The organism is Pseudomonas sp. NFACC05-1 (assembly GCF_900100135.1).
GTDB classification, from domain to species: Bacteria; Pseudomonadota; Gammaproteobacteria; order Pseudomonadales; family Pseudomonadaceae; genus Aquipseudomonas; species Aquipseudomonas fluorescens_Q.
Window position 1 is genome coordinate 21,339 of record NZ_FMTR01000042.1, and the last position, 9,137, is coordinate 30,475.

Annotated in this window: 9 protein-coding genes; all 9 read left to right on the forward strand. The window is 61.9% G+C overall.

The features are described from left to right. Position 1: 1 nt before the first annotated feature. The 9 genes from rlmH to lipA all read left to right on the forward strand — a co-directional run bounded on the left by rlmH (position 2) and on the right by lipA (position 8,916). A complete protein-coding gene (rlmH, locus tag BLO97_RS29800) occupies positions 2-469 on the forward strand; it encodes a 23S rRNA (pseudouridine(1915)-N(3))-methyltransferase RlmH (RefSeq protein WP_047229490.1) in 468 nt (155 codons plus the stop codon). 9 nt (positions 470-478) lie between these two features. Then, positions 479-2,374 (forward strand): penicillin-binding protein 2, encoded by a 1,896-nt coding sequence (mrdA, locus tag BLO97_RS29805; RefSeq protein ID WP_063324227.1) that lies wholly within the window; start codon positions 479-481, stop codon positions 2,372-2,374. A 31-nt stretch (positions 2,375-2,405) separates the two neighbouring features. Then, on the forward strand, positions 2,406-3,509 hold the full coding sequence (gene rodA / locus BLO97_RS29810; RefSeq protein ID WP_063325216.1) for a rod shape-determining protein RodA: 1,104 nt from the start codon (positions 2,406-2,408) through the stop codon (positions 3,507-3,509). Positions 3,510-3,526: 17 nt separating this feature from the next. Beyond that, positions 3,527-4,537, forward strand: a complete 1,011-nt coding sequence (mltB, locus tag BLO97_RS29815; protein ID WP_092150483.1) for a lytic murein transglycosylase B — start codon at positions 3,527-3,529, stop codon at positions 4,535-4,537. Continuing rightward, on the forward strand, positions 4,537-5,562 hold the full coding sequence (locus tag BLO97_RS29820; RefSeq protein WP_063324229.1) for a septal ring lytic transglycosylase RlpA family protein: 1,026 nt from the start codon (positions 4,537-4,539) through the stop codon (positions 5,560-5,562). The genes mltB and BLO97_RS29820 overlap by 1 nt, the downstream gene beginning before the upstream one ends. Before the next feature lie 168 nt (positions 5,563-5,730). Further along, positions 5,731-6,888, forward strand: coding sequence for a D-alanyl-D-alanine carboxypeptidase family protein (locus BLO97_RS29825; protein WP_063324230.1), 1,158 nt, complete (start codon positions 5,731-5,733; stop codon positions 6,886-6,888). Positions 6,889-6,969: 81 nt separating this feature from the next. Then, on the forward strand, positions 6,970-7,245 hold the full coding sequence (locus BLO97_RS29830; RefSeq protein ID WP_003185772.1) for a DUF493 domain-containing protein: 276 nt from the start codon (positions 6,970-6,972) through the stop codon (positions 7,243-7,245). Continuing rightward, on the forward strand, positions 7,245-7,892 hold the full coding sequence (gene lipB / locus BLO97_RS29835; protein ID WP_072345416.1) for a lipoyl(octanoyl) transferase LipB: 648 nt from the start codon (positions 7,245-7,247) through the stop codon (positions 7,890-7,892). The genes BLO97_RS29830 and lipB overlap by 1 nt, the downstream gene beginning before the upstream one ends. A gap of 1 nt (position 7,893) precedes the next feature. Continuing rightward, positions 7,894-8,916 (forward strand): lipoyl synthase, encoded by a 1,023-nt coding sequence (lipA, locus tag BLO97_RS29840; protein ID WP_058543155.1) that lies wholly within the window; start codon positions 7,894-7,896, stop codon positions 8,914-8,916. Positions 8,917-9,137: the final 221 nt, after the last annotated feature.

The following is a 9,137-nucleotide window of genomic DNA, read 5'->3' on the forward strand; positions in this document are numbered from 1 at the left end:
TGTGCGACTGCGCCTGATCGCCGTCGGTTCTCGCATGCCCAAGTGGGTGGAAGAAGGCTGGCATGAATATGCCAAGCGTCTTCCGTCCGAGCTGGCCCTGGAACTGGTGGAAATTCCGCTCAATACCCGTGGCAAGAACGCCGACGTGGCGCGCTTCATCCGCCAAGAAGGCGAAGCCATGCTGGCCAAGGTCGGGCCGAACGAGCGCATTGTCACCCTCGAAGTCCATGGCAAGCCCTGGAGCACCGAGCAACTGGCGGTGGAGCTCGATCGCTGGCGGTTGGACGCGCGCACGGTCAATTTCATGGTCGGTGGCCCGGAAGGGCTGGCGCCGGAAGTCTGTGCCCGGGCCGATCAGCGCTGGTCCTTGTCGCCGTTGACGTTGCCACATCCGCTGGTGCGGATCCTGATCGGCGAACAGCTGTATCGTGCCTGGACAGTTCTGTCCGGGCACCCTTACCACAAGTAATCCTGCCCCATGCCCCAGCCGATCCGCATCAAGGACCACGAAAAAGACGCCCGTCTGGTGCGGGGCCGCGTCGTGTTCGGCGCTATTATGGTGGTGACGCTGATCTGTGTGCTGATTGCGCGCTTGTATTTCCTCCAGGTGATCCAGTACGAGTACCACTCGACCCTGTCGGAAAACAACCGCGTGCATGTGCAGCCGATTCCGCCGACCCGCGGGCTGATTTTCGACCGCAATGGCGTGGTGGTGGCGGATAACCGTCCCAGTTTCAGCCTGAGCATGACCCGCGAGCGCTCCGGCGACTGGCAGCACGTGCTCGACGTGATTGTCGAAGTGCTGCAACTGACGCCCGAGGACCGGGCGATCTTCGAGAAGCGCATGCGCCAGGGCCGACGTCCGTTCGAGCCGGTGCCGATCCTGTTCGAGCTGACCGAAGAGCAGATCGCCCTTATCGCCGTGAACCAGTTCCGCCTGCCCGGCGTCGAGGTGGTGGCGCAGTTGGTGCGGCATTATCCCCAGGGGCCGCACTTTGCCCACTCGGTCGGCTACATGGGACGGATCAACGAGAAAGAGCTCAAGACCCTCGATCCGGTCAATTACAGCGGCACCCACCATATCGGCAAGACCGGCATCGAGCGTTTCTACGAGCCCGAGCTGCATGGCCAGGTGGGTTACGAGGAAGTCGAAACCAACGCCCGCGGCCGCGTATTGCGGGTGCTCAAGCGTACCGACCCGATTCCCGGCAAGGACATCGTCCTGAGCCTGGACATCAAGCTGCAAGAGGCCGCCGAAGCGGCGCTGGGTGGTCGGCGTGGTGCCGTGGTGGCGCTGGACCCGAACACTGGCGAGGTGTTGGCAATGGTCAGCCAGCCGAGTTTCGACCCGAACCTGTTCGTCACCGGCATCAGCTTCAAGGCCTACGCCGAGCTGCGCGATTCCATCGATCGGCCGCTGTTCAACCGGGTGCTGCGCGGTCTCTATCCGCCGGGCTCGACCATCAAGCCGGCCGTGGCGATTGCCGGGCTGGACTCCGGCGTGGTGACCGCGTCGAGCCGGGTCTACGACCCGGGTTATTACCAACTGCCGAACTATGACCACAAGTACCGCAACTGGAACCGCACCGGCGACGGTTATGTGGACCTGGAAACGGCGATCATGCGTTCCAACGACACCTACTTCTATGACTTGGCCCACAAGCTGGGGATCGATCGGTTGTCGTCCTACATGAACAAGTTCGGTCTCGGTCAGAAAGTCTCCCTGGATATGTTCGAGGAATCCCCCGGCCTGATGCCTTCGCGCGAATGGAAGCGGGCGACCCGGCGCCAGGCCTGGTTCCCCGGCGAAACCCTGATCCTGGGGATCGGCCAGGGCTACATGCAGGCCACGCCACTGCAACTGGCCCAGGCCACGGCGCTGGTGGCGAGCAAGGGCAAGTGGTATCGCCCGCACCTGGCCAAGACCATCGAAGGCCAGAAACCGGTGGACCCGGACCCGATGCCAGACATCATCCTGCGCAACCCGTCGGACTGGCAGAAGGTCAACAACGGCATGCAGCAGGTGATGCACGGCGCCCGCGGCACCGCCCGCAAGGCGTCCATCGGTGCGCAATACCGGATTGCCGGCAAGAGCGGTACGGCCCAGGTCGTCGCCATCAAGCAGGGCGAGAAGTACGACCGCTCCAAGGTCCAGGAACGCCATCGCGACCACGCCTTGTTCGTCGGCTTCGCGCCGGCCGACAACCCGAAGATCGTCGTGTCGGTGATGGTCGAGAACGGTGAGTCGGGTTCCGGCGTCGCCGCGCCGGTGGTGCGCCAGATCATGGACGCCTGGCTGCTGGACGAGCACGGCCAGCTCAAGCCGGAATACGCAAGCCCCATCACTGCGGAGGCTACGGCCCGTGAAGAATAATTTCGACCGGATCCTCTCCAGCGAAGATGTGATGCGCCGCCGTGCCACCTTGCTGCAGCGCATGCACATCGATGGTCCGTTGCTGATCCTGCTGCTGACCCTGGCCGCAGGCAGCCTGTTCGTGCTGTATTCGGCCAGTGGCAAGAACTGGGACCTGCTGGGCAAGCAGGCCACCTCGTTCGGCATCGGCCTGGTGTCGATGGTCGTCATTGCCCAGCTCGAGCCGCGTTTCATGGCCCGCTGGGTGCCGCTGGCCTATGTGGTGGGCGTGAGCCTGCTGGTGGTGGTGGACGTGATGGGTCACAACGCCATGGGCGCCACTCGCTGGATCAACATTCCCGGGGTGATCCGCTTCCAGCCTTCGGAATTCCTCAAGATCATCATGCCGGCGACCATCGCCTGGTACCTGGCCAAGCGCACCCTGCCGCCGCAGCTCAAGCACGTGTGCATCAGCCTGTTGCTGATCGGCATCCCGTTCATCCTGATCGTGCGCCAGCCGGACCTTGGCACTTCGCTGCTGATCCTGGCCGGTGGCGCCTTCGTGCTGTTCATGGGCGGTTTGCGCTGGCGCTGGATCCTCAGCGTCGTCGCCATCGCGGTGCCGGTCTCGGTGGCCATGTGGTACTTCGTGATGCACGACTACCAGAAGCAACGAATCCTGACCTTCCTCGACCCGGAGAGCGATCCGCTGGGCACTGGCTGGAACATCATCCAGTCCAAGGCCGCCATCGGCTCCGGCGGGGTGTTCGGCAAGGGCTGGCTGATGGGCACCCAGTCGCACCTGGACTTTTTGCCGGAAAGCCACACCGACTTCATCATCGCCGTACTGGGCGAGGAGTTCGGCCTGGTAGGCATCTGCGTGTTGCTGTTGATCTACCTGCTGCTGATCGGTCGCGGCTTGGTGATCACCGCCCAGGCCCAGACATTGTTCGGCAAGTTGCTCGCGGGCAGCCTGACCATGACGTTTTTTGTTTATGTTTTCGTCAACATCGGTATGGTCAGTGGCCTGTTGCCGGTCGTGGGGGTGCCGTTGCCATTCATTAGCTACGGAGGAACTTCGCTGGTGACACTACTGTCAGCGTTTGGGGTCTTGATGTCGATTCATACGCATCGCAAGTGGATCGCGCAGGTTTGAATAAGGTGAAGAGTTCAATGCAAGCAATGCGTGGCTGGTCGACGCGATATGCGCCGTGGATCGGCCTGGTCGGCTTCCTGGGCGGTGCGCCGCATGCCCAGGCAGGCGAATACGAAGGTTCGCCACAGGTGGCCGAATTCGTCGGTGAGATGACCCGCGACTACGGTTTTGCCGGTGAGCAGCTGATGGGGGTATTTCGCGAGGCCGAGCGCAAGCAGTCGATCCTTGACGCCATCTCCCGGCCCGCCGAGCGGGTCAAGCAGTGGAGCGAGTACCGGCCGATGTTCATCACCGAGGCGCGTATCGCCCGGGGCGTGGACTTCTGGCGCCAGCACGAGGCGGCCCTGGCCCGTGCCGAGCAGGAATACGGCGTACCGGCCCAGTTCATTGTGGCTATCATTGGCGTCGAGACGTTCTTTGGCCGTAACACCGGGAATTTCAGGGTGATCGACGCGCTGTCGACCCTGGGCTTCGATTACCCGCCGCGCGCCGAATTCTTTCGCAAGGAGCTGCGCGAGTTCTTGCTGCTGGCCCGCGAAGAGCAGGTTGATCCGCTGACCCTCAAGGGTTCTTATGCCGGAGCCATGGGCCTGCCGCAATTCATGCCCAGCAGTTTTCGTGCTTACGCGGTGGACTTCGACGACGACGGTCACATCAATATCTGGACCAACCCGACCGATGCCATCGGCAGTGTTGCCAGCTATTTCAAGCGCCACGGCTGGGAAGCCGGCCAGCCGGTGGTCAGCCGTGCCGACGTGCGTGGCGAGCAGGTGGACCAGGGCCTGACCGAGGGCATCGAGCCGACGAAAACCGTCGGGGAGTTGCGGGCGTTGGGCTGGTCGAGTCATGATGCGCTGCGTGACGACATGCCGGTCACCGCGATACGCCTGGAAGGCGAACAAGGCCCCGAATACTGGATGGGCCTGAAGAATTTCTACGCGATTACGCGTTATAACCGCAGCGTGATGTACGCCATGGCCGTATATCAACTGTCTGAAGAGCTGGTCAAAGCACGGGGCGTCAAATAATGCGGGCATTGCCTACCTATCTACCCCTGAAAGCCAAACCCCTCAAGCTCGTGGCGTTGGCCGCGCTGTCGCTGTTGGTCGTCAGTTGTTCGACCAGCCGCGCGCCGGCCCAGAAGAACTCCACCGCCGTGCGCGCGACGCCCGGCCTGGACATCAACCGGGCCCACAAGGACGGCGCGCCGTGGTGGGATGTGGATGTCTCGCGCATTCCCGATGCCACGCCGACCCTGCACACGGGCCCCTACAAGGCCAACCCGTACACGGTGTTGGGCAAGACCTATTTCCCGCTGTCCGACTCCAAGCGCTACGTGGCCTCGGGCACGGCGTCCTGGTATGGCACCAAGTTCCACGGCCAGAACACCGCCAACGGCGAGGTGTATGACCTGTATGGCATGAGCGCGGCCCACAAGACCTTGCCGCTGCCCAGCTATGTGCGGGTGACCAACCTGGACAACAACAAGAGCGTGATCCTGCGGGTCAATGACCGTGGGCCGTTCTATTCCGACCGCATCATCGACTTGTCGTATGCGGCGGCGAAAAAACTCGGTTACGCTGAAATCGGCACCGCCCGGGTCAAGGTTGAAGGTATCGACCCGCAGGAATGGTGGGCCCAACGCGGCCGTCCGGCGCCTTTGATGCTCAACGAGCCGAAAGTGGCGCAAAATGCCGCGCCGACCGTGACGGCGTCCACCGGCACGGTCGAGCAGTGGACGCCACCGCCGCAGCAGCACGCGGCGGCCGTAGTGCCCGTTCAGCTCGACGCAAAAAAAAACGCTTCTGCAACAGCGTCTGGCCAGTTTCTGCAAGTGGGCGCGTTCGCCAACCCGGACGCTGCCGAGCTGCTGAGGTCGAAGCTCAGCTCGATGGTGAGCGCCCCGGTGTTCATCAGCTCGATCGTGCGCAACCAGCAGACACTGCATCGGGTGCGCCTGGGGCCGATCGGTTCTCCGGGTGAAGTCCAGCAAGTGCAGAACAGTGTGCGCCTGGCCAATCTCGGTTCGCCGAGCCTGGTCACCGCCGAGTAATTGATTGAGGCCCGCTTGCGGTTGGAGCGGGCCAGGTTGTTGGCTCCATGAATAACAAAAGCCCGGCAAGGGTTGTGAGTGAGCAACTTAAATACGCGGCGACCCGTTAGAAGGTTGCCTGTTTCAGTTTTGCCTTCGGGCAGTCCCATTAGCGATTTCGAGAGACGGATGAACATCACCACCTTTGCCAAACGCCTTTGCCTGCTAGTCCCGCTGCTTCTCTCCCCAGCCGCGTTCGCGGTGGAGATGATGCCTGCGCCTCCTCAATTGGCCGCCAAATCCTTCGTGCTCATGGATGCCAGCAGCGGCGAGGTACTGGTAGAGAACAACGGTGACCAGCGCCTGCCACCGGCCAGCCTGACCAAGCTGATGACCGCCTACATCGCCACCCTGGAAATCCGTCGTGGCCAGATCGGTGAAAACGATCCGGTGACCGTCAGCGAAAACGCCTGGCGTACCGGCGGTTCGCGGATGTTCATCAAGGTCGGTTCGCAAGTGACCGTCAGCGACCTGCTGCACGGCATCATCATCCAGTCCGGCAACGACGCCAGCGTCGCCCTGGCCGAGCACATCGCCGGCAGCGAAGATGCGTTCGCCGACATGATGAACAAGACCGTGGCCGACCTGGGCATGACCAACAGCCACTTCATGAACCCTACCGGTCTGCCGAACCCTGAGCACTACTCGTCGGCTCACGACATGGCGCTGCTGGCACGGGCGATCATTCATGAAGACCCGGCGCACTACGCCATCTACTCCCAGAAGGAATTCTTCTGGAACGGCATCAAGCAGCCTAACCGCAACCTGCTGCTGTGGCGCGACAAGACCGTCGATGGCCTGAAGACCGGCCACACCGACGAAGCTGGCTACTGCATGGTGTCTTCGGCTGTCCGTGACGGCATGCGCCTGATCGCCGTCGTCTTCGGCACCAGCAGCGAAGTGGCCCGTGCCGCTGAAACCCAGAAGCTGCTGACCTACGGTTTCCGTTTCTTCGAAACCCAGACCTTCTACCAGAAGGGCACCGAACTGGCCCAGGCCCAGGTCTGGAAAGGCACCACCAATCAGGTGAAGGCCGGCCTGGCCCAAGACCTGACCATGACCTTGCCTAAAGGCCAGCTCAAGAAGCTCGCTGCCAGCATGACCATGAACCCGCAACTGACCGCTCCCATCGCCAAGGGCGACGTGATCGGTAAAGTCGAAGTCAAACTGGACGACAAAGTGGTGCACAGCGCCGACCTGATCGCTCTGGACGCGGTCGAGGAAGGTGGTATCTTCCGCCGCATGTGGGATAGCATCCGTCTATTCTTCTACGGCTTGTTCAACTGATTGAAGTGTTGACCTGCATGGCCTCGTTCCCATTCGGAGCGGGGCCATGTGCGTTACCACGGCTTACGAGGCCGTTACCCCATGACAGACTCTGAAGTAAAAGCGCCGAAGATCGAATTCCCCTGCGCGGATTATCCGATCAAGGTCATCGGCGACACCGGCGTGGGTTTCAAGGACCGGATCATTGCGATCCTTGAAAAACATGCCACCGTTGACCACAAGACCCTGGCCGAGCGCCAGAGTACCAACGGCAAGTACACGACGATCCAGTTGCACATCATTGCCACCGGCCAGGAACAGCTCTACGACATCAACAGCGAGCTGCGTGCGACCGGTTTCGTGCACATGGTGTTGTGATGCCGGGCACGCTGGGCTTTCGCGAGCTGGGCACGATGGCTTACGAGCCGGTCTGGCATGCCATGCAACGCTTCACGAACGAACGCGGCACTACCGTCGACGATGAAGTCTGGCTGGTGGAACACCCGCCGGTGTTCACCCAGGGCCAGGCCGGCAAGGCCGAGCACCTGCTGCTGCCGGGGGATATCCCGGTGGTGAAGGTCGACCGGGGCGGGCAGGTGACCTACCATGGTCCTGGCCAATTGGTCGCCTACCTGTTACTGGATGTGCGCAAGCTGGGGTTTGGCGTGCGCGAGCTGGTCACCCGCATGGAGACATGCCTGATCGAGCTGCTGGCCAGCTACGGTGTGACGGCGGCGGCCAAGCCGGATGCGCCGGGTGTCTATGTCGACGGGGCGAAGATCGCCTCCTTGGGATTGCGAATCCGCCACGGCTGTTCGTTTCATGGCCTGGCGCTGAACGTGGACATGGACCTTGCGCCATTTCGACGGATTAATCCCTGTGGCTACGCGGGACTGGCGATGACCCAGTTGAGCGAGCATGCAGGATCGATTGAATTTGCCGAGGTAAGTGCCCGGCTGCGCGCGCAGCTCGTCAAACACCTCGACTATGCTGAGCAGACGACCCTCACGGGCGGAATCGACTGATATGACTACTGATGCAGTGCAAACCATTATCCCGACGCAGGACGTCACTGAGCGTCCGGCCCCACGTGCCAAGGTAGAGGCCGGCGTCAAGCTGCGCGGCGCCGAGAAGGTTGCACGCATCCCGGTCAAGATCATTCCGACCACCGAATTGCCAAAGAAACCTGACTGGATCCGCGTGCGCATCCCGGTGTCCCCGGAAGTCGACCGAATCAAGGCCCTGCTGCGCAAGCACAAGCTGCACAGCGTCTGCGAAGAAGCCTCCTGCCCGAACCTGGGCGAGTGCTTCTCCGGCGGCACTGCCACATTCATGATCATGGGCGACATCTGCACCCGTCGCTGCCCATTCTGTGACGTTGGCCACGGCCGTCCGAAGCCATTGGACACCAACGAGCCGGAAAGCCTGGCCATCGCCATCGCCGACCTGAAGCTCAAGTATGTGGTGATCACCTCGGTGGACCGTGACGACCTGCGTGACGGCGGTGCCCAGCACTTCGCCGACTGCATCCGCGAGATCCGCAAACTGTCGCCGAATGTCCAGCTGGAAACCCTGGTGCCCGATTACCGTGGCCGCATGGACATCGCCCTGGAAATCACCGCCGCCGAGCCGCCAGATGTGTTCAACCACAACCTGGAAACCGTGCCGCGCCTGTACAAGGCTGCGCGTCCGGGGTCGGATTACCAGTGGTCGTTGACCTTGCTGCAACGCTTCAAGCAGATGATGCCGCACATTCCGACCAAGTCCGGCTTGATGCTGGGCCTGGGTGAGACGGATGAGGAAGTTATCGAGGTCATGAAGCGCATGCGTGAGCATGACATCGATATGTTGACCTTGGGGCAGTACTTGCAGCCTTCGCGTAGTCACCTGCCGGTGCAGCGTTTTGTGCATCCGGATACCTTTGCCTGGTTTGCCGAGGAAGGGTACAAGATGGGCTTCAAGAACGTGGCTTCGGGGCCGTTGGTGCGGTCTTCGTATCATGCGGATGAGCAGGCTAAGTTGGTCAAGGCTGAGCTGCTGGGGGCCTGATTTTTTTGTCGGGTGGTGGTTTTGGGGTGGTGTGAATATCCGTTGCTGCGGTAACGGCTACTTATGGTTCCGCTCTTACAGCGGGTCACTTTTGAAGAGCGCAAAAGTAACCAAAACGCTCTTGCCCCACCACTCGGCACCTCGCTTAGGCTCGGTGTGCCCTCACTCCGGCATTGCTCCGTGGGCCGCCGCGAAGGGCCATCCATGGCCCAGCGCGGCTA

Bases quoted from the DNA above. Each gene is read 5' to 3' on its own strand.
- BLO97_RS29825 (WP_063324230.1), top strand. From the start codon at position 5,731: ATGAACATCACCACCTTTGCCAAACGCCTTTGCCTGCTAGTCCCGCTG.
- lipA (WP_058543155.1), top strand. From the start codon at position 7,894: ATGACTACTGATGCAGTGCAAACCATTATCCCGACGCAGGACGTCACT.
- BLO97_RS29830 (WP_003185772.1), top strand. From the start codon at position 6,970: ATGACAGACTCTGAAGTAAAAGCGCCGAAGATCGAATTCCCCTGCGCG.
- BLO97_RS29820 (WP_063324229.1), top strand. From the start codon at position 4,537: ATGCGGGCATTGCCTACCTATCTACCCCTGAAAGCCAAACCCCTCAAG.
- mrdA (WP_063324227.1), top strand. From the start codon at position 479: ATGCCCCAGCCGATCCGCATCAAGGACCACGAAAAAGACGCCCGTCTG.
- mltB (WP_092150483.1), top strand. From the start codon at position 3,527: ATGCAAGCAATGCGTGGCTGGTCGACGCGATATGCGCCGTGGATCGGC.
- rodA (WP_063325216.1), top strand. From the start codon at position 2,406: ATGCGCCGCCGTGCCACCTTGCTGCAGCGCATGCACATCGATGGTCCG.
- lipB (WP_072345416.1), top strand. From the start codon at position 7,245: ATGCCGGGCACGCTGGGCTTTCGCGAGCTGGGCACGATGGCTTACGAG.